At 49.4% G+C, this 21,855-nt stretch carries 14 protein-coding genes; 8 read left to right on the top strand and 6 right to left on the bottom strand.

The features are described 5' to 3' along the window. The first annotated feature begins 1 nt into the window (after window position 1). From DPRO_RS17370 to DPRO_RS17340, 7 genes are all read left to right on the top strand, one after another. Window positions 2-1,219 carry a DUF3800 domain-containing protein gene (locus tag DPRO_RS17370; RefSeq protein WP_097013207.1) on the top strand — a complete coding sequence of 406 codons (1,218 nt, stop codon included), beginning with the start codon at window positions 2-4 and terminating at the stop codon, window positions 1,217-1,219. A 9-nt stretch (window positions 1,220-1,228) separates the two neighbouring features. Then, a complete protein-coding gene (locus DPRO_RS17365) occupies window positions 1,229-4,522 on the top strand; it encodes a type I restriction endonuclease subunit R (RefSeq protein ID WP_097013206.1) in 3,294 nt (1,097 codons plus the stop codon). A gap of 7 nt (window positions 4,523-4,529) precedes the next feature. After that, window positions 4,530-5,252 carry a M48 family metallopeptidase gene (locus DPRO_RS17360; RefSeq protein WP_232005639.1) on the top strand — a complete coding sequence of 241 codons (723 nt, stop codon included), beginning with the start codon at window positions 4,530-4,532 and terminating at the stop codon, window positions 5,250-5,252. 156 nt (window positions 5,253-5,408) lie between these two features. Then, window positions 5,409-6,635: an ATP-binding protein gene (locus DPRO_RS17355; RefSeq protein WP_097013204.1), complete on the top strand. Its 1,227-nt coding sequence runs from the start codon at window positions 5,409-5,411 to the stop codon at window positions 6,633-6,635. A 554-nt stretch (window positions 6,636-7,189) separates the two neighbouring features. Next, on the top strand, window positions 7,190-8,017 hold the full coding sequence (locus DPRO_RS17350; protein ID WP_097013203.1) for a TnsA endonuclease C-terminal domain-containing protein: 828 nt from the start codon (window positions 7,190-7,192) through the stop codon (window positions 8,015-8,017). Continuing rightward, window positions 8,001-10,088, top strand: a complete 2,088-nt coding sequence (locus DPRO_RS17345; RefSeq protein WP_097013202.1) for a DDE-type integrase/transposase/recombinase — start codon at window positions 8,001-8,003, stop codon at window positions 10,086-10,088. Before DPRO_RS17350 ends, DPRO_RS17345 begins: the two co-directional genes overlap by 17 nt. A 48-nt stretch (window positions 10,089-10,136) precedes the next feature. After that, on the top strand, window positions 10,137-11,069 hold the full coding sequence (locus tag DPRO_RS17340) for an ATP-binding protein (RefSeq protein ID WP_232005638.1): 933 nt from the start codon (window positions 10,137-10,139) through the stop codon (window positions 11,067-11,069). A gap of 143 nt (window positions 11,070-11,212) precedes the next feature. Here DPRO_RS17340 and DPRO_RS17335 read toward each other — a convergent pair. From DPRO_RS17335 to DPRO_RS17310, 6 genes are all read right to left on the bottom strand, one after another. Continuing rightward, window positions 11,213-12,333 (bottom strand): IS3 family transposase gene (locus DPRO_RS17335; protein WP_097010299.1). Its coding sequence is split into 2 segments (ribosomal slippage): window positions 11,213-12,057 and window positions 12,057-12,333, totalling 1,122 coding nucleotides; the frame shifts between segments, so codons are not numbered across the junction. An 18-nt stretch (window positions 12,334-12,351) separates the two neighbouring features. Next, window positions 12,352-13,398 carry a P-loop NTPase family protein gene (locus DPRO_RS17330; RefSeq protein WP_097013201.1) on the bottom strand — a complete coding sequence of 349 codons (1,047 nt, stop codon included), beginning with the start codon at window positions 13,396-13,398 and terminating at the stop codon, window positions 12,352-12,354. 23 nt (window positions 13,399-13,421) lie between these two features. Further along, window positions 13,422-13,979 carry an AAA family ATPase gene (locus DPRO_RS17325; protein WP_097013200.1) on the bottom strand — a complete coding sequence of 186 codons (558 nt, stop codon included), beginning with the start codon at window positions 13,977-13,979 and terminating at the stop codon, window positions 13,422-13,424. Window positions 13,980-14,934: 955 nt separating this feature from the next. Further along, the gene (locus DPRO_RS17320; protein ID WP_097013199.1) at window positions 14,935-15,117 is read right to left on the bottom strand and encodes a PLD nuclease N-terminal domain-containing protein; all 183 of its coding nucleotides are present in this window, start codon (window positions 15,115-15,117) and stop codon (window positions 14,935-14,937) included. Between the two features lie 361 nt (window positions 15,118-15,478). Continuing rightward, a protein-coding gene (locus tag DPRO_RS17315) for an IS3 family transposase (protein ID WP_407681385.1) occupies window positions 15,479-16,599 on the bottom strand; the annotation gives its coding sequence in 2 pieces (ribosomal slippage) (window positions 15,479-16,321 and window positions 16,324-16,599; 1,119 coding nt in all). Window positions 16,600-17,214: 615 nt separating this feature from the next. Continuing rightward, window positions 17,215-19,332 carry a heavy metal translocating P-type ATPase gene (locus tag DPRO_RS17310; RefSeq protein ID WP_097013198.1) on the bottom strand — a complete coding sequence of 706 codons (2,118 nt, stop codon included), beginning with the start codon at window positions 19,330-19,332 and terminating at the stop codon, window positions 17,215-17,217. Between the two features lie 565 nt (window positions 19,333-19,897). Between DPRO_RS17310 and DPRO_RS17305 the strand changes: the two genes are divergently transcribed. Further along, window positions 19,898-21,853: an amylo-alpha-1,6-glucosidase gene (locus DPRO_RS17305; protein ID WP_097013197.1), complete on the top strand. Its 1,956-nt coding sequence runs from the start codon at window positions 19,898-19,900 to the stop codon at window positions 21,851-21,853. Window positions 21,854-21,855 lie beyond the last annotated feature (2 nt).

Genomic DNA, 21,855 nt, shown 5'->3' with positions numbered 1-21,855 from the left:
CATGAGCACTCCCACCAAGTATATCGCCTATGTTGACGAAACAGGTACCAACGTCCTCGACACCTCCACGAACGGGGAGTCGAATCTGTTTATCTGCACTGCCGTTCTGGTCAAAGAAAGTGACAACGAGAAGCTTTCCAACGTGCTGCTAGACATGTCCAAAAGGCTTTGTGGTGGTGCGGAGATCAAAAGTAGTAGGATCGGCAAAAACCACGATAGACGCTTAAGGTTTCTCCAGGAAGTAAAAGACCTGGATTTCAGCTACTATGCTCTTATCATCAACAAGGACCTCATCTTCCGCGAATCAGGACTGCAACACAAGAAGAGCTACTATAAGTACATCAACAGGATGCTCTACGAACGAGTATCTAGCGAATTTAGTAGCCTCCATGTCATCGCTGACACCATTGGCGGACAAGACTATATGGCAAGCTACGAGGGGTATCTGAAAGGCAAAATGCTAAACCTGATGTCGAGCTTCACCCATGACTTTGGGGATAGTGCGGAAACGCCACTGCTTCAGCTCGCAGACCTCATCACAGGAACACTGGGATATTGCTTCATCGACACCAAGAAAGGATCACATTCGGAACAATTCAGAAAGATTCTTCGGCCCAAGGAATTGCACATTGAGGCTTGGCCTATAAGACGCAGGGAAAGGGGTGAGTCTGGCATCTGTGGACAGGACGATGCGCTACTGGACTCGGTGAGAAATCGCGCCATTGATTTTGTCGAAGACAACAAAACCGCTGGAGACGAGTTTTGCAGGATGCAAAGTGCAGTTGTGCAGAAGCTACTTTTTCATCAGTTTTTCGACTGTGACAGTAAAGACTCTTTGTCCGCGTCACAGTTAAGGAGTCATCTGGAGAACCTGGGTTTTGACAAACCTAAAGAGCCCACATTTCGCTCTAAAATTATCGGCAAAATCCGTGATGCTGGAATAGTCTTATCAGGGAAAAGTAAAGGTTATAGGCTGGCTTCTTCCGAGCAGGACATACACGCTTACCTTGAACACAATCGCAGCATTATAGAGCCTATGCTGGGTCGATTAAGAAGTGCTCAATCTGTCATTAAAGCTGATGTTGGCACTGATGTGGACATTCTGGATTCTCACGAATTCCAAATCCTAAAATCATTAGTTGAGTGCTACTCCGATACATTTCTTGAACTATCCACTGAGAAAGTCACTCCAGAGGAAGAGCCCTCCTCTTCAACATAGGATCAAACAATGCACCAGACACCCGAAACCAGAGAAGAATACAGCGCAAAGATACCAGCCCTCCAAATTCTCACCAACCTTGGCTGGACATACGTTTCCCCAACCGAATGCATGAGCAAGCGCGGGTCAAACCGAGAAGTGTTGCTTAAGGATGAACTGGTAAGGTTCCTCCAGGCCCGTCAATTTGATTGGAACGGAGAACGGCACCACCTATCCCCTAACGCCATCGAGCAAATCATCCGGGAACTGTCTTCGCCGGGACTGAATGAAGGACTACTCACCGCTAACGAACGCATTTACGACAAGCTGACACTTGGGATCACTGTAAAAGAATTCATCAACGGTAAGGCGGTGCAACCGACCATCCCGATCATCGATTGGAACAATCCAGAGAACAACCTGTTCACCGTGACAGAAGAAATGGAAGTCATCTCATCCGGCGGTACCCATAAACGCATCCCCGACCTTGTGTGTTTCGTGAATGGTATTCCGCTGGTGGTCATTGAGGCAAAGCGGCCCGAATCCGGCAACCCGAATAAGTCCATGCTGGACGAAGGTGTAAGTCAGTCCATCCGCAACCAGAAGAAGGACGAGATACCGCAGCTCTTCTGCTACGCACAGCTTTTGCTGGCTATCAGCAACACCGAAGGACGCTACGGGACGACCATGACCCCGAAGAAGTTCTGGGCCACATGGCGTGAAGAGGAACTGGATGACGCTGTATTCCATGAAGTAAAAAACACACCTCTGTCGGACGTAGCCAAGGACGCTATCTTCACTGACCGCCCCGCCAAGATGAGGATTTATTTTGAATCACTCTGGTCACAGGATGTGCTGCCTACAGATCAGGATAGGTTGCTCATCAGTCTGTTGAAGAAAGACCGACTGCTTGAGATGATCAAATACTTCATCATCTTTGATAAGCGTGTCGGCAAAATCGTGGCCCGGTATCAACAAGCATTTGGTATCAAGTCCATGCTGGAGCGGGTGAAGGAACTGGATGACAAGGGAGGTCGTGAAGGCGGTGTTATCTGGCACACTACCGGATCCGGCAAATCGTTTACCATGGTCTTTCTGAGTAAAGCTCTTCTCCTAGAACCCGAACTCCGAGACTGCCGGGTGATTATCGTAACAGACCGGGTGGACCTTGAGAAACAGCTTTCCAAAACCTTCCTTTCCGGCGGTGCATATGGTTCAGCCGTTGCAGCCAAGAAGGAAGGAGCTAAAGCAAAGGTTCGTTCGGGCCGAGACCTTGCCAAGCGTATAGGCAAAGGCACTGATCGGATCATCTTCACCATTATCGACAAGTTCAGCACCGCTTCCAAGCTGTCTGAGTGCTACAACCCAAGCGACAAAATCATCGTCTTGATTGACGAGGGCCACCGCAGCACTGGCGGCGAGACATTCGAACGGATGCGCACGGTTCTTCCTAATGCCTCATATATCGCATTCACAGGCACACCGCTTCTGAAGGGAGACAAAACGGAGAACAAGTTTGGCCGCATAATCCACTCGTACACGATGCAACGAGCAGTTGAAGATGGGACCGTTACCCCACTGCTCTATGAAGAACGCCGCCCCGAACTGGATGTAAACGAATCAGCCATCGACAATTGGTTCGAAAAGATCACCGCCCGACTCACTGACGAGCAGCGAACGGACCTCAAAAAGAAGTTCGCCAACAAGGGTGCTGTGTATGGCTCTGAGAATCGTATCGAACTCATTGCCTGGGATATTGCGACCCATTTTGCAGACAACATAAAAGCACTCGGTATGGGCCTGAAAGGTCAGTTGGCTACAGACTCAAAACTCTCAGCGATCCGTTTCAAGAAGTATCTGGACGAAACAGGACTCGTATCCAGCGCGGTGATAATATCACCGCCAGACACACGGGAAGGCCATTCAGATGTCAACGAATCAAATCTGCCGGAAATCCAGCAGTGGTTCAAAGACACCGTGGGCAATGCTGCCAATGCCGAGCAATACGAACGAGAGACTATCGAGGCATTTGGTACAGACGAAGGTGTCGATATCCTGATCGTGGTGGACAAGCTACTCACAGGATTTGATGAACCGAAAAACACTGTCCTCTACATCGACAAGCCACTGAAGGAGCATAATCTGCTTCAGGCTATCGCCCGTGTGAACCGCCTCCATGAAGCCAAGGACTTCGGACTTCTCATCGACTACCGGGGCATCCTCAAAGAACTGGATACCACGCTGAAGCAATATCAGGACTTGCAGGAACGCACCCAAGGCGGGTTTGACGTGGACGACATCGACGGACTCTACCAGCAGGTCGGGACCGAGTATAAAAAGTTGCCCATGCTCAACGAACGTCTTTGGGGCATTTTTAAGGATGTGCAAAACAAGCAGGACCTGGAGCAATACCGACAGGTACTTATCCCTCAGTTCATCGAGGAAGAAGATGGAGTCACCACAGACACCCGCCAAAAAGTTCGTGAGGACTTCTACCAAGCTCTCACAGAGTATGGGCTATGCTTGAAGGTGGCCCTAGCCTCCCGCTCCTTTTACGAAGATGGCAGCTTCAGTGAAAAGGATATTTCACGATACAAAGCAGACCTTCGTTTCTTCACCAACTTGAGAAAGATCGTCAGGCAGGATGCTCAGGAAACCGTTGACTACAGCGCATACGAAGAACAGATTCGCCGCCTCGTGGATAAGCACGTTGTAGGCGATTCCATCCAGGAGTCCGAAGGAGTCATTCTCGTTGATGATATGAGCAAAGACGATGACCCAAAGAACTGGACCAAGGAAAAAACCCGCAACGAAACAGACATCATCCGCACACGGGTCAAAAAGACCATTGAACAAGAGCTTGGGGATGATCCGTATGCCCAAAAGGTGTTCTCTGAGCTGCTGCGTGAAGCAATTGCACAGGCCGAGAAGATGTTTGACCATCCCAACAAGCAGTTCGAACTTTTTGAAGAGTTTGAAGCACAAGTAAAGAGACGTTCGGGCCTGGGTATCCCCAAAGAACTCGATGAAAGCGAAACAGCGAAAGCATATTATGGCACCTTCCGGCTTATCCTTGGTGAAGACCATTTCCAAACCATTGAACTGGAAGAAGAACAAAAACTCATCGAGGAAGCCATCACTATCGATTCAATTGTCGGTAATGCTGTGGCAGAGCATTCGCTGAATCCGCAATCAATGGAGTCCTCCATCAAGGCCGGAATCTTGCCAAGCCTGTTCAAGCTCATCGGGTTGGATAAAGCGAAAGATGTCATTGAACACATCATCCAAATAACGCGAGTCCGTTTGTCCAATGGGAACAGATAGAAAGCTCATGCAATCCATATCATACGGTGACGATCGTATCCGTTATCAAGTCTGCCATGTACCGGACAGGGAGACTAAGGTAGCTATCCATGTCCATCCTGACGGATCGGTTCAGGTGGATGCTCCGATGGGAGCCGAACTTGTTGAGATCAAAAAAGCTGTCCAGAAACGTGCTCGGTGGGTGATGGGACACATTAAACAGGCCCATGATCTGCGCGAGCATGTCCTCCCTCGTGAGTACGTCAGCGGAGAAAGCTATTACTATCAAGGCCGCAGATACCAGCTCAAGGTGTTGTCTACGGAAGGAGTAAAAGGATCAGTCAAACTCCACCGAGGTAAAATCATGGTAGAAGCGGAAGATGTCAGCCCTGCCCACGTTCGCAAGCTGTTATGGGATTGGTATCGAACAAGGGCCAAGGACTATTTCGCACGGCGACTGATAGACATCACTTCTAGAGTCTTTTGGTTGGCAGAGACACCCGAATGGCGACTGCTGACGATGAAAAAGCAATGGGGCAGCTGCTCTCCCAAGGGGGTACTATCAATCAACCCTCATCTCGTTAAAGCTCCAAGGGAGTGCATCGAATACGTACTGCTCCATGAGCTGTGTCATCTACAGGAGCACAACCACAGTCCAAGATTTTACCGCCTCCTAGCCGAGTTGATACCGGAATGGAAATCAGTGAAAGCCAAGCTGGACGGAATGTCTGAACTGCTACTTAATGAGTAGTACGAAAACCAGGGCACATAGATGGATCACCGAGCAGCGTTTTTAATATGGACAGCCCCAGAGTGTACAAACTTAGTCACACCCCATAGAATGAGTTCGGAATTTGACATTAAAATTTAGGTTGAAATTTTACCATTTAGTGGTAAATATTTTACCATGATTAGACGAAATATCACCCAAGAACTCCTTGAGGCACTGGCCGACTCACCCGTTCTCTTCCTGCGCGGAGCGCGGCAGGTAGGCAAGAGCACTCTGGTCAAGGACCTGCTCGCCGACACGTTCGAAGCCAAATACGTCACCTTGGACAACGCCACGGCTCTAGCATTGGCTGGCGGCGATCCTACGGCATTCATCACAGGTCAACCAAGGCCTCTGATCATCGACGAAGTTCAGCGAGTGCCAGAATTACTGCTGGCGATCAAAGAGGCTGTCGATGCCGATCGCAAGGCGGGACAATTCCTGCTGACCGGCTCTGCCAACCTCCTGACACTCCCTCTTGTGAGCGACTCCCTTGCTGGACGAATGGAAATACAGACTTTGTGGCCGCTCTCTCAGGCCGAGATTCATGAGCGAAAGACTGATTTCGTGCAAGCTCTGTTCGACAAAGACTTCGCGCAGCAAGGTGCCGCCGAAGAATACGACCTGCCAGCCCTCTTGATAGCAGGAGGATACCCGGAAGCCATGGCGCGTAAAACGCATAAACGAAGAAGCGCGTGGTTCGATTCTTACCTGACAACCATCGTTGAGCGAGACATCCGCGATATCGCCCGTGTCCAAGAGACAGCCACCATGCTCAGATTGGTACGCCTGCTCGCAACGCGCACATCAAGCCAACTCAACCAGTCCGAGGTATCCAGGACGCTACAAGTGCCGAATGCAACGCTGGGCCGATACATGGACCTTCTTGAGAAGGTCTTTCTCATCCACTTCTTGCCAGCTTGGGCTCCCAACCTCGGCAAACGTCTCGTCAAGTCCCCTAAGCTTTATATGGTGGACTGCGGACTTGCGGCCTACCTCATGGGAGCAGACGCTGATAGGCTGGCAAACACGCCGGAACTCGCAGGCCAACTCCTTGAAACCTTCGTGGTCAACGAAATACTCAAGCACCTGACGTGGAGTAATGTTTCAGCCACCCCTTATCACTTCCGCACTCATGCAGGCCTTGAGGTAGACCTCATTCTGGAAAAGCCGTCCGGCGAGATCGCATGCGTGGAAATCAAGCACTCCGCACAAGTCGCACCGAAGCACTTCCGTGGGCTGAAAGCGTTGAAGGAAGACATTGGGGACAAATTCCAATCGGGCGTGGTGCTGTATGGCGGTACGGAGGTCGTTCCATTTGGTGAGGATATGTTTGCGGTCCCTATCAGCGCACTATGGGGATAGGCGCATAAAGGACGACGTACTGATCAACAATCAGCAAGTCCTCCTTCTAACCGCCTAGAAACACGCAAATTCTGGACAAACCATCAAGCATAGCAAATCAGAAAATCAAAAGTAAACGCCCAAAAACCATGTATTTTTCCTTGGTATACCGAGTGTATACCAGGATACGCCTTTTTGCCCCGGTATACAAAAACTTGCAAAATAAGTTCAATTATTTCAACACTTATTTTCCAGACATTTTCTTCGTAATCAGTAGGTCGTCGGTTCAATTCCGATTTCTGGCTCCACGGATAGTCAAACCCCACAAAGACTTATGTCATTGTGGGGCTTTTCTTTGTTTGGTTGGATTGACAACTGTACGCAAAGTGTACGCACTCACGTTCCTTATATTTTCTCCCCTGCTGTTAATTCTAGTTTCGTTCCAGAATTCGAAATGTGGGAGAGTAATAAAGTTGAGAACTGAAGAATAGAGTTGAGAACTAAGTAATAAAGTTGAGAACTGAGGCCGCTTCTGGTATTCCTGAAAATGGAAACAACCAGGAGCGGCTTTATTCATGGCTAAGAAGAAGTACTCCCATTCGGAGACAACGTTTCAGCGGTGGATCAAAGAAGGACGTGGTTCCGGCAGGGAACGCGACTACAGGCCATGGCTGACAGTGAGAGATGTTTCTTCCAGGGGACGCTCTCATCGAATCTTCGGACACAAATCCCAAAGAATCCATCACCTGCTCTCAGATCTAGAGCTTGCTGTCTTTTTCATACTTGAATGGCAGCAAGCGACTCTTGATGTTCGAGAGCAATTTCCATTGCAGCGAGATTTAACGCTTGAAATTGCTGGGCAATGCGGAATACCCCACCCGTCGGTGAGAGGTGTCGATCAGTACATGACCTCGGACCTCTTGGTAGATACTTCTGACTCCACCCTTCCCCGATTCGCATTGCAGGTTAAACGGTATGAAGACCTTGATAAACCCCGGACGATTGAAAAGCTCGAACTGGAACGTCGCTATTGGGAGACAAAGGAAGTCCCATGGTTTCTGATTACCGAGAAGGATATCCCTTCAACAGTATCTCAAAACATTGATTGGCTTTATTCCTCCCAAAGCGATGCCATTCAGGAAATCGACATGGCGCATCGTATCAAGATGTACAACCACCACTTTTCCGAACAACCTCAAGAAACGATCATAGACATCGCCAAATCGCTCGATGTTGCCTATGCCCTTCCTGCCGGACAGTCCTTATTAGAAATTCGGCACCTGCTTGCCCATCGCATTTACGCCTTCGACCTACACACACCTTTCCGCAAACTGACCCCAGCCGACTTTGTGACGATAGATGCGAATGACATTGAGGAGGTCCTTCATGTTCAAAATCAATGAGGTCCTCCAATACGAGGGCAAGTTGCTCAGGGTGTTGTCACTGGACGACGAGCAAGTAGTATGGATTGATGTTCAGGGTTCGAAGGCACTGCCGGTGGTTGTGTTTTTCCGTGATCTACAAAGAGCCATGGATGATGAAGCACTCGTCCGAGCAAAAGATCCATATGAAGCGCTCGCCTTTGCTGCCCCAGAAAAAGGAAGCATAGCGCAAGTCAAACGGGACAAGAACTACGAACTTGTTCGTGCGATAGTCAGTGCCCCACTCTTTTATGATCCCAAAGTTCGAGGAACAAAGATCAATGACTTGGTAACGTCTCGTGGAGTGTCTAAATCCAATCTCTACAAGTTGCTTCGCCGCTATTGGCAACGAGGACAAACTCCCAACGCCTTATTGCCGCACTACAAGAATTCAGGGGGCAAAGGGAAAAAGCGCAAAACGAACGGCAAGAAACTTGGCCGTCCTCGAACTGTCAGCCCTGGAATCGGAGCACTCATTGATGAAGAGACGGAACGCCTCTTCAGGATAGCGATCGACAAGCATTTCCTGACCGACAAAGGCAACGATTTACCATACGTTTATAGGCGATTCGTCACGCTTTTCAAAAACTACTTCCCGGACGCAGAAGACTCTGAGCTCCCCACGAAGTGGCAATTGCAGCACTTCTACAATCGAGAATACAGTCTTACGAAAAAGATCAAAAAACGGACACGTCGAATTAAATACGACAAGGACGTCAGGCAGCTTTCCTCGACTGCGACTGCACACGCCCTTGGGCCGGGCTCTCGCTATGAGATAGACGCAACCATAGCTGATATCTATGTACTTTCCGACAGCGAACGGCGCGACATTGTAGGTCGCCCTGTCATCTATTTCGTCAAAGACGTATTCAGCCGCATGATAGCAGGCTTCTATGTCGGCCTTGAAAATGCTTCGTATGTTGCCGCTATCCAAGCACTCACCATGGCCATGACAGACAAAGTGCAGCTCTGCTCTGAGTATGGCGTTGATATCCGGGAAGAGGATTGGCCAACAGTCGGTTTACCGAATGCAATTCTGGCCGACAGAGGAGAACTGCTGGGGCACCAAATTGAATCCTTAGAAAGCAGTTTCTCCGTTCGGGTCGAGAACACTCCTCCCTACCGAGGGGACGCCAAAGGCATTGTCGAGCGTAGCTTCAGGACTGTCCAGGCTGACTTTAAGAAATATGCACCCGGGGCAGTCGAAGAAACCACTATCAAAAAAAGAGGTGGGCGTGATTATCGCCTTGATGCCAAGTTCACCATTCGGGAATTCAAAGAAATCATCCTTCGTTCAATCTTGATGCACAATCGATTCGATGTACTGGAAAAGTATGATCGCGAAATAGACATGCCCGACGATTTGGAAATGACCCCGCTTTCCATTTGGAATTGGGGGATCCAACACCGGACGGGCAGGTTGAGAGTCGCTTCCGAAGAAGCAATCCGTATCAGCTTGCTCCCAAGGGCTAAAGCGTCCATTTCTGATTTGGGAATATCGGTTTTCGGCGTCTACTACACATGCGCCGAGATTGTCGAAAGCGGCCTGCTCCATCGTTCACAGAAAACGAGAAGACCTGTTGGATTGGAGGCAGCATATGATCCTGCCTCTGCCGATATCATTTATCTTTTCCCTTCAAAGGGAACGAGTGAATATTGGACGTGCAATCTCACACCTCGCTCCAGGGAATTCGCCGGGGCCTCATTCTGGGATGTTTGGCGAAGGAAGAAAAAGCAAAAGAGAAAAAATGCCGAGAGCCGGCAGCGCCAGACTGAGGAGAAAAGGCAATTTGAAGAATATCTCAATGAAAAAATCATTGAGGTGGACAGCCTGGCACCCAAAACTCACCATAGAAGCGATGCAGAGCGTGTTCGGGGTATCCGTTCCAATAGGGAGAATGAAAAGAAGAGAGAGCGGCAGCAGCGGAGCCAAAAAGATAAACCAAGAGAGCCTGCCACAAACGCGAAGACCATTCCTTTCAAAGGTAATGTGGTCGAGGATTATGAATACCCAGATCTGATTGATGAACTCTTCGACAGTGAGGATAGCTAGATGGCTCTTCCCCAAAACATGGTACGGGCTGTATACCGGGAATCCCCTGTGCCGCAACACCAGGGCAATCCCCTTATCGAAGCCCTACCGCCCTTGATGGACACAAGGCAAGTCCGAGAAGGCCTGGCTGGTAATGTCCACTTCGATCCTCAGTCGATATATGCTGGCGGCCGCGAACGAGCGCATATCATTTCCTCGCTGCTTGATGATTTCTTTCAACCGCTTTCCGCTCATGTCCAGTTGGAAGAAAAAATCTCAATTATGATCAGGAGAGGGTATGTGGGAAGGAACTTGGCTGATGGTTCCCTGAACACTCATTTGCAGAATGGTTATGAGCGAGTGATGAAAGGCGATCTGGAGGTGAACCGATTCGCACATGCCCAATCAACGGCCTCCAGCCTTTCCCTGATTGGTTGTTCCGGCAGTGGCAAAAGCACGACTATCACACGGATATTCGCAACCTACCCTCAGGTCATTTACCATGAAGATTACAACTTTACTCAGATAACCTACCTTAAAATTGATTGCCCCCATGACGGTACATTGAAGAATTTGTGCATACAATTTTTCAGGGCATTAGACCGTATTCTCCATACTGATTATGAAACGAAAATCGCCGGCAAGCGACTCGGCATTGAGCAACTTCTGGCAATGATGAGCCAGGTGGCTAATGCGCATGCCGTTGGTGTGCTGGTCATCGATGAGATACAGCACCTTGACCGAAGACGAGCAGGTGGCGTCGACAAAATGCTGAACTTTTTCGTCACGCTAGTAAACACCATTGGATTGCCCGTCATCTTCGTCGGAACGCCCAAGGCCAGGCCCATCTTTGAAAAAGACTTACGCTCAGCTAGGCGAGGAGCGGGTTTTGGCTCATTGATTTGGGAGCCGATGAAGTCTCCTGAGTTCAATAAAAAGGCGAGCCGGGAGTGGATCGCATTTACCAACGAGAGAAGTGGCCTCGGTTCTTCGGACCACTGATCGGCCATTTTAAGGTGGAGTCCTGCGTCCGAGTTTGTGCCTCCGTGGAGGCGGTTCGCCGCAGCCGTTGTGGAGCGTAGCCCGTCCCCGCAGGGGCGGCCCGAAGGGCCGAGGGCGGAGCGGAGCAACGGCTGCGAGCCAAGTCAATGAACATTCAGGTTGCCTCTGTATACGGCAGCGGGAGTTCTTTTGTCCAACGACGAATGTCCGCGCTCTTCGTTGTAATACCGAAAATAGCGCGTAAGCCCATGGTATAGCTCGATTCCATCAGAATACGCCTTGGGGTAAACATCCTCGTATTTCACCGTCCACCACAACCGCTCGATAAATACGTTGTCGATTGCACGGCCTTTGCCGTCCATGCTGATTGCAATGCCCTTGCTCTGCAAAACGCCGGTAAATTCACGGCTCGTGAATTGCGCTCCCTGGTCCGTATTGAACATCTCTGGCGTGGAGATGCGCAATGCCTTGCTCAGTGCGTCCACGCAAAACGAACTGTCCATGGAATTTGACAGTTCCCAAGCCAATACGAATCGGCTCCACCAGTCAATCACTGCCACCAGATACAGAAAGCCGCGCTGCATGGGGATGTAGGTGATGTCAGCACTCCAGACTTGATTCTTTCGCTCAATGGCAACTCCTTTCAGCAGATAAGGAAACACGGGATGCTCCGGGTTGGGGACACTCGTATGCGGCCCTGGAGTAATCGCTTGCAAGCCCATCAGCTGCATCAGTCGCTCAACTCGCTTGTGGTTGATCTGATGGCCTTGTGTCTTCAGCCAATCCGTCATGCGCGGCGAGCCGTAATCCGGCTGACGCAGATACTGCTCGTCGATGAGACGCATCAAGGCCAAGTTCTCATCGGACTCGGCTGCAGGTTTGTAGTAAAACCCCGAGCGGGAAATGCCTGCCAACTTGCATTGCCGCCGGATGGAATACTCCCGATCCGGTTTGATCCACTGGCGGCGTACCTCAAGCGGCAGGCTTACAACTTTTTTTCAAGCCACTTGATATCCATCTTGAGCCGACCGATCTCCTCGAACAAAGGTGCGGTGACCTCCTCCTGGCTCTTGGCTTTCTTGCCACCGGAAAAGATTCCTTCGGCATTTTCAAGGAGCTGCCTTTTCCAGGTGGATATCTGGTTGGGATGCACTTTGTACTCCGCAGCCAACTGCGCCAACGTTTTCACGCCACGGATAGCTTCCAGCGCGACCTTGGCCTTGAACTTATCCGAATGCTTCCGTCTTTTGTTGCTCTTTGTCATACGTCCTTCCTTATCGGTTTAAGGACGCAGATTCCACTTTAACCGGTGGTCCGAATTTCGGGGGAAAGCGCAGATGCCTCTTAAGAAACTTGCGAAAGTACGACTGGCTTCCCCGCTAGCTAGCAACAAACTCTCAACTTGATCTAAGAACAAGATCAAATTGTTTCTTTTCATATAGTCAATAATGAACTCGCATTGTAGATCAACTCTATCAGAACTGCTTTTTAGGATGCTGTCCCCGCCAGGCAAAGCCTTTAGTAAGTAAGGCAAGAAAGAATCTTCAAAAGTGTCATCGATCTGGAATGAGTACCAAACGACAACGTCCTGGGCGCTCCCCCAGCATCCGCGTTCACGCATTTGAGAATAAAACTCAACCAAGACAGATGATTTTCCAAAGCCCCCCCAGCCATGGACGATTATCGTATTGACTGAACCACTCGACCATGCCTTTTGCATTTGCCCTATTACGTCATCCCGCCCCACAAACGTCTCCAAACGTGTAGGCGCATAGAAATCCTTAATAACTGGCCCTGTAGCAACACGCTCTTCATCAACAGCTATCCGCTCACTGCGGGCTGGAGATAGAGCGACATGGATGAGTTTCTGTATCTCTTGAAGACTGGAACCAATATCGTCTAATTTTTCTGCCTGTTCATCACGATACCGATTTAGTAAATTCGAAAACCTTCTATCGAGTCTATAATTACCATCTTTTGCCCTCAGAAGAAGCCTCACGAGCGAGTCCAAAAAAAACTCGACAACATCTCTAGCACACTGATAACTTTGATTTTTATCTTCTAGATAAAAGTCCGCATTCGCTAAGAATAATAATGCCAACTTCTCAGTATCTAACTTAACATTCTCATTACAACACAACCGTAATTGCGATAAGACCTCATCACTTTCAAGCCAGTTTAGAAAACCATTTCTCTGTAATTCAACCCTGTCTTTGAAGTGAACGATTGTTTCATCTACAGCTTTGTTTATTAAGTACTTATCGTTTCCACGCCTTATAGCATCATAGACAAACGAGGAGGCAATGTTAATTAAGAATGCTTCTACCATTTACTTTAAACCATTATTTAAGTTCAATCAGAGGCTCTAATTTCTTCCAATATAGCTGCTTTTCGATTCTCTATAGTATCGACAGAAATCCTTTTAACGGCATAACCCAATGCTCGATAATCTTTTTCCAGCCACCTATCCAGCTTTTCAACCTCCATCCGGCTCTCTATACGACAACTATCTGAGACATAAGGCAACCTATCTAATATAAAAACCTTCTTATAACCATACCTAGAACACCTTCTTACCAAATCATTTGGATTTTCACCTATCAATCGATTATAAGTAATGCAGTCAACTAACGACCGATCAAAAAAAATGGGCTGATGGCAGGGGGCTTGTTCCTCAATGTCTTCTCGCGCACTAATTATTATTTCTTGCATCATGTGTTTATGCTTTGAACTGACAGGACCTTCTGGCTGAATTGAATTCAGCACTCCTCTCCCTACTTCCTCTCGAATTTCGTAATTAGTACTTTTTAAATGATTAATTATAGTCGTTTTGCCAGAGCATGGCGCCCCAGTGATCACGTACCATTCTGTTTCGATCCTCTTCAGTTCTGGTGGGATTCTCAAGCGCATAGATTATCTTTCTGAACTATATTTTAATCAACTTCAGGGAAGTCAAATAGAATCAACTGTCAAACTGTTATTTGAGACTCTCTACAACTTTTTTATCCAAATATCCAACAGCGTTCACAATTGCTAAAGTGGCTCCGATTGTTCTGCCAGCTAGGCGATAAAATTAAGGCGAGCCTTCAAACGAGCAAGACAGATTAGACAATTGGACTATCGACTATCACCCTTCCCGAAATTAAAGGCATAACCTAGGAGAGCTTTGGACGAGTGCCGGGCACTCGAACCAGCCGACACACTGATTATTAATCAGTGTGTCGTTCACCCCAAAAACTGTACGCAAAGTGTACGCAAAAGTGCGTACACTTTCGGTAGTTTTGGGTAGTTTTCGCCAGTTTCTGGAATATACCGCCCCAACCAATTCTCAGTAAAGTCAATAATATCTGCGAAATACAGAGTTCACACTACAAGCACCCATGCTACTTCGTAATCAGTAGGTCGTCGGTTCAACTCCGATTTCTGGCTCCAGCGAAATCAAGCGCTTACGATAAGTCGTAAGCGCTTTTTTGTGCCTTGGTATACGGGCTGGTATACATTTGAGTGCAGGAAGATATGCGTAGGGTGTCAGTGATTTATGACCTGAACTGTGTTTAGGTTTATCTCGTTTCTTCTTGCATTTTGCAATATGGGAAACTTTGGTATCTCCCACTCATTGAACTCGGACTTGCCGGTTAGGACGATTAAGCCGAAATACAGCCCCTTCCGTTGAACTTTGCCGCCATCCAGTGAGAATCCGAGACGAATCGTAAAACATGCAGCTGACCTTCCCTTTTCGCAAGGTCTTTGCACCTCTGGCAGAGAGGTATGGGCAAGGGTGTTTCAAAAAGCAAGAAAGGCCCGGATAACCGAGCCTTTCTTGAAGGGTGAACTAGGAATGAGTTCCTTCCAACTCGCAAATACGTCACCTTTTGGGTCCAAGAAAAAACCAAAGCAGGAAGCCGATAATAGGGAAAAGAAGAACGAGTACGATCCAAAGCACTTTTTTCCCCGTGCCTGCGCCACTTTGGAAAATTTTAACTATAGCCCATACGTCTAACACCAAAACAAGTAATCCTAAGATTCCACCATACTCTGAGCCAAACATATTTTCCTCCGCTTTGTAGATTGAAAAGTATAGCCACCTAAAGATAACCGTTACTATTGTTTTTGTATGTAAAACAGTCAATCAAATTATTGATGCTGTTTGATTTTATTGAATACTTACCCTTGAAAGCTGCCCTCACAAGTGAATGAGCACTCCCCACTTACTCAGCGCCTTCGGAATATGAACTGTGCGCCTCCCCCCATCCTTTGGACCACTGATCGGTCTTTTTAAGGTGGAGCCCGGCGTCCGAGTTTGTGCCTCCGAGGAGGCGGGTCGCCATAGCCGTTGTGGAGCGTAGCCCGTCCCCGTAGGGGCGGCCCGAAGGGCCGAGGGCGGAGCGGAGCAACGGCTACGAGCCAAGTCAATGAACATTCAAGTTGCCCCTGTATACGTCAGCGGGAGTTCTTTTGTCCAACGACGAATGACCGCGCTCCTCGTTGTAGTACCGAAAATAGCGCGTAAGCCCATGGTATAGCTCGATCCCATCACAGTACGCCCTGGGGTAAATATCCTCATATTTCACCGTCCACCACAGCCGCTCAATGAAGACGTTGTCGATTGCGCGACCTTTGCCGTCCATGCTGATTGCAATTCCCTTGCTCTGCAGAACTCCGGTAAATTCACGACTCGTGAACTGCGCTCCCTGGTCCGTGTTGAACACCTCCGGCGTAGAGATGCGCAAAGCCTTGTTGAGCGCATCCACGCAGAAAGAACTATCCATCGAGTTCGATAGCTCCCAAGCCAGCACGAAGCGGCTCCACCAGTCTATCACTGCCACCAGGTACAGAAAGCCGCGCTGCATGGGGATGTAGGTGATATCAGCGCTCCAGACTTGATTTTTTCGTTCAATGGCAACTCCTTTCAGCAGATAAGGAAACACGGGATGCTCCGGGTTGGGGACACTCGTATGCGGCCCTGGAGTAATGGCCTGCAAGCCCATCATCTGCATCAGTCGCTCAACCCGCTTGTGGTTGACCTGATGCCCTTGTGTCCTCAGCCAATCTGTCATGCGCGGCGAGCCGTAATCAGGCTGACGCAGGTACTGCTCGTCGATCAGACGCATCAGGGCCAAATTTTCATCGGATTCGGCTACAGGCTTGTAGTAAAATCCCGAACGGGAAATGCCTGCCAACTTGCATTGCCGCCGGATGGAATACTCCCGATCTGGTTTGATCCACTGGCGGCGCACCTCAAGCGGCAGGCTTACAACTTTTTTTCAAGCCACTTGATGTCCATCTTGAGCCGACCGATCTCCTCAAATAACGGTGCGGTTATCTCCTCCTGGCTTTTGGCTTTCTTGCCACTGGAAAAGATGTCATCGACATTCTCAAGGAGCTGCCGCTTCCACGTGGAAATCTGATTGGGGTGCACTTTGTACTCCGCAGCCAGTTGCGCAAGCGTCTTCACGCCACGAATCGCCTCAAGTGCGACCTTGGCCTTAAACTTGTCCGAATGTTTCCGTCTTTTGCTGCTCTTTGTCATGCGTCCTTCCTTATCGGTTTAAGGACGCTGACTCCACCTTAACCGGTGGTCCGAATTTCGGGGGAAAGCGCACTGGGTTCAACATTCCCTTACCCCCTACAGAATAAGGTTGGCAGCTATCGAATGAGAAAAGTCCTCATTCTGCTCATATCACGAGAACAATTTTATTCTTATCAACCCTAATATATTGCATTTTTTCGACGACAAGATTGATAACATCCCACTTTTTCGGAACAGGGACGCAGGCGACCACCCACAGCAGAAGAGTTCCCCCTAGTATATGAACTGTATGTCAAGATGTGCTTTTCGTGTACCTCAACAGAAGTATCTATGGAGTAATTTGGCTCTGCGCTTTCCCTTTGCATTTTGAAACACCAGCAAAGGTGAGACCTTCGTTCTTTAACCAACCAGGAAGGCCGAAGGACGAAGGACAAAGGGCACAATTGGTAGAAGCAACTTGGACAAGCTTACAGTCAAATTTGCGCTTGAGCACGATTCGTGGCGTGAAGACGCTGGTGTAGCGAGCTAACGGATTCCCATCGACCAGCAGATCATGAAAAAGCCCACTTTGCTACCATGGCAAAGTGGGCTTTCAGTTATTCAGATCCTAATTTATTAGCCTCTGAGAATCCTTGCAGAGTTCGCCAAGGCCAGCAGTGCCGTGCCAACATCCGCAAACACGGCTTCCCACATTGTGGCCAGGCCGAAAGCACCAAAGGAGATAAAGATACCTTTGACAACAAACGCCAGGATTATGTTCTGCCAGACGATACGGCGAGTTTGCTTGGCGATGGAAATGGCTTCAGCAACCTTGAGCGGCGAATCCACCATAAGCACGACATCGGCAGTTTCAACAGCTGCATCACTCCCCAGAGCACCCATGGCGATACCGACATCTGCTCTGGCAATGACCGGGGCATCGTTAATGCCATCCCCGACAAAAGCGACTTTCCCGGACTGTTCGCTTCCGCGGGTCAGCTTATCAAACAAATCGACCTTATCTTCCGGCAGCAGCCCTGCATGGAATCCATCGAGGCCCAAAGATTTCGAGACAGCCGTCGCCACTTTTTCATTGTCACCTGTCAGCATGACGACTTCATTCACGCCCAGATTTTTCAGCGCGCTGACAGCCTGACGAGCATCGGTACGAATACTGTCTCCAATGACAATATAACCGGCATACTTTCCATCAATGGCTATATGGGCAATTGTCCCGTCATAGTCTTCATTCTCAAACTCAATGCCGTACTTTTTCATCAAGGCGTTGTTGCCGACCAGAACAGTGTGGCCGTCATATGTGACGTCAACTCCCATGCCGGAACGAACCGTGTGTTCGGAAATGAGGGATTCAGCCACCGGTTTTCCCTGAGCAGTGTAGATATCAACTATCGAGGTAGCGATCGGATGCGTGGAGTGAAATTCGGCTGCGGCAGCGAATTCAAGCAGTCGTTCCTTGGAGACCCCTTCGTTCGGGACGATGTCGTTTACCTTGAAGACACCTTCCGTCAGTGTACCGGTCTTATCGAACGCAACGGAAGTCACTGACGCCAGCACATCAAGATAGTTCGCCCCCTTGACGAGAATACCCTGCATTGAAGAGCGCCCTATGCCACCGAAGTACCCCAAGGGGATACTGACAACCAACGCACAAGGACAGGATATAACCAAAAGGACCAGGGCTCTGTACACCCAGTCATTGAGGCTACCGCCAAAGAAAAGTGGCGGGATGAAAGCAATCCCGGCAGCCGCGACCACGACAGCGGGAGTGTAGTAACGCGAAAACCGAGTGATGAACTTTTCAACCTTGGCCTTATTGGCGGTGGCGTTCTCCACCAAATCCATGACCTTGGCAATGGAAGACTCTTCAAAGGGGCGAGTCACCCTGATTGTCAGAGCACCGGTTTTGCATATCTGACCGGCCAAGACAGCGTCACCATCCTCTACAGACACCGGAACGGATTCGCCTGTCAGAGCAGATGTATCAATTTGCGATGAACCACTGGTGACTTCTCCATCAAGAGGAATCTTGTCCCCGGGCTTGACCACAACAAGCTGGCCTACCTGAACCATTTCAGGAGCGGTCTCTTTCAAACCATCGAGTTCCAGTAAAAACGCCTTGTCCGGCTTCGAGGCCAGCAACGAACGAATGGATCGGCGCGACCTGTTGACTGCAAACCCCTGCAACAATTCCCCGATCTTGAAAAAGATCATGATACCTACAGCTTCGGGGTAGGCATGGATGGCAATAGCGCCAATGGTAGCAATGGTCATCAGGACATTTTCATCAAAAAACACCCCTTTCCGTATGGTCTTGAGCGCACCCAGCAGCACATTCCAGCCAGCAATAAAGTACGCGACCAATACGAAAGGCAGTTCCCAACCCTCGAAACGAGTCTGATGAAATACATCTTCATAGACGAGGGTGAAAACAAACATGGCTCCGGCAATGGCGAGAAGAATCAAATCATGCGGAAAATTCCTTTCCTCTTCTGCCGCCTGACTAGAGGCCGAAAGCGTTGCATAATCAATAATGTCGACATCAGGCTCGATGCTTTTCACTTTAGCCTCAATATCGGCCACATCTTTAGCCGTAATGAGGAGAGTCATGGTAGCAAAATCGACAACAGCTTTGTCTACTGACTCTATTTCATTCAATTTTGCCTCAAGCTTAGCAGCACATGCAGCACAGTCCAGATTCTTCAAACCATATTTCTTTGGTCTACTATTTGTCATGCTCTACCTGTTATCTCATTCAAAAGGATATGTAATATCGCGGGTGACACACCCGGTTACCGCCAACACATGAACAAGTAGTCATTCGTCATATGTTTGTCAATATCAGCAGAAGAATTAAGACTGGCTGGGTAAAAGGTAGATTCTGAAAACGCCATAGCCCCACATAACCTGTTGCCATGACGGAGGAAGTATTCATCTTTAGGAGTATAACTGAGAAAGGCTGCGATTGTTGAAGGCAAAGCTTAATTCTTACGACTGATCAATCTACAAACCGCCGGTTCGAGTTAGGCTGTTGGGACCAGTGAGATCAATTTTATAAACCAATGTTTTATAGAATCATTACTCGGTGAACCATGTACCAGTTCACCGATCACGCCACATCCAGAACCTCACTTTTCCACTCTCATGTCTACCGACCTGCCCGCATGATTCTGTTCTCTAATTTATAACATCCGCGAGGCACTTTTTACTTGCAAAAGGTATTTTTTTGCCTTCTATAGCAATCATAGGGAAATCCCTTTTCTAACACATTTATACTGATTTTTTATAATCGGGGTGAATCATGATTCGTGTCCCCAGGGATGAGTGCGTTAACACCGAAACGGCTACTCGCAAGGAATGGCTCGATACCAACGGCATTGGGGGCTATGCCTCCAGCACGTCCATCAACTGCCACACCCGAAAGTATCACGGGCTTCTCGTTGCCGCGCTCAAGGAGCCTCGCGGCAAGTTCGTCCTGTTGTCCAAAGTGGCAACATCTCTTGTTCACAACGACCTGGAATTTCACCTCTCCACCAACAAATACCCTGGGGTCTATCATCCGACCGGGCACCAGTTCGTAGAAGAATTCGAGCAGGGATTGTACCCTTCCATCACCTACAGAATCGGTGACGCCCTCATCAGGAAATCCATGATGATGGTGTACGGCAAGAACACCACGCTGCTTTGCTACGAACTGCTTGAAGGCAAAGTAAAGCCGACTCTGCGCATAAGGCCCATGCTCGCTTACCGGGACATCCACTCACTGACCCGTGAGAACATGTTCCTGCGCCCCAAATCCTATCCTGAAAAAAACGGGCGTAAAATCCAGCCATATGAGGGCATGCCGAGCCTGTACATGGGTACCAACCGAACTTCCGAATTTCACCCTGGCCCCAAGTGGTCGTTGAACGTCGAGTACATTCTCGAAAGGGATCGCGGTTTCGACTACCAGGAAGACCTGTTCTGCCCTGGCATGTTCGAGTTGCCACTCCAAAAGGGAAAGCCGGTCATCTTTGCCGCCTCAACTGAACCACTCGGCAATCTGGAAAGGACGCGAAAGAAGGAATTGGAACGTCGCGAAGCTGCTTTCGACGCCTGCAAGGACCGAAGCAATTCCGGCAAGTGGCTTAAATATTTTTCGGACCAGTTCCTGATCCGCAACGCATCTGACTTTGCCTCCGTAGTGGCCGGATACCATTGGTTTGGCGAATGGGGGCGGGACACCATGATCGCCCTGCCCGGACTGACTTTCCATGCAGGCCGGAGGGAGTTCGGCGAGGAAGTGCTGGCAGCATACGCAAAGCTGGAACGCAACGGCCTGCTCCCCAACTACCTTGATCAACGGTCAGAACACTTGGCGTACAACTCTATCGATGCCTCACTATGGTTTTTCTGGGCGGTTCAGGAGTACCTGAAGACAAAAGGCAGCAAGCAGTTTGTCATGGACAATATCTACCCGGCCCTCCGCAGCGTCGTATCCGCACACCTTGAAGGGAAGGTGCCTCTATGCGGCATCGGAGAAGACGGCCTGCTCTACGCGGGCAATGAGAACACACAACTCACCTGGATGGATGCGCAGGCGTATGGCGGGCCGGTCACTCCACGACATGGAGCAGCGGTTGAGATCAACGCCCTCTGGTATAATGCCCTCCGCTTCTTCCTCGAACTGGCGCCAGAGGACGACGAACTGATCGAAAGGGCCAACAGTGCAGCAGACAATCTGGCCGCTAACTTCATCGATAGATTCTGGAACCATGCCGACAACTGCCTGAGCGATGTCGTCAACGAACATGGGCAGGACCACTGCATCAGGCCCAATCAGATTTTCGCGGTCTCTCTGCCATACACAATGCTGAATACCCGGCAGATGCGAGCTGTCATCAGCACCGCCCAGTCGCACTTGCTGACCCCATACGGGTTGCGAACGCTTTCGCCAAGAAATCCACTCTACACTCCCTTCTACCGGGGAGATTCCGACGAACGCGACTCCGCCTACCATCAGGGTATGGTCTGGCCGTGGCTGGCCGGACACTTCGGCGAGGCGTTGATAAGACAGGCCGAGGACAAGAGTGGGACCAAGGCGTTCCTTCGTAAATACTTCAAGCCGATCCTGCGCTCATTCCCTGACAACTTCGGTATCGGATCACTACCGGAACTCTACACTGGAAATCCACCACATCTGCCAAAGGGAACCATTGCCCAGGCATGGAGCGTGGCCGAGGCCATCCGCCTCAACAAAATCCTGGGAGGCAGATAAGT

It is taken from the genome of Pseudodesulfovibrio profundus (assembly GCF_900217235.1).
GTDB lineage: Bacteria > Desulfobacterota > Desulfovibrionia > Desulfovibrionales > Desulfovibrionaceae > Pseudodesulfovibrio > Pseudodesulfovibrio profundus.
This window is presented reverse-complemented; position numbering and strand designations above follow the sequence as displayed.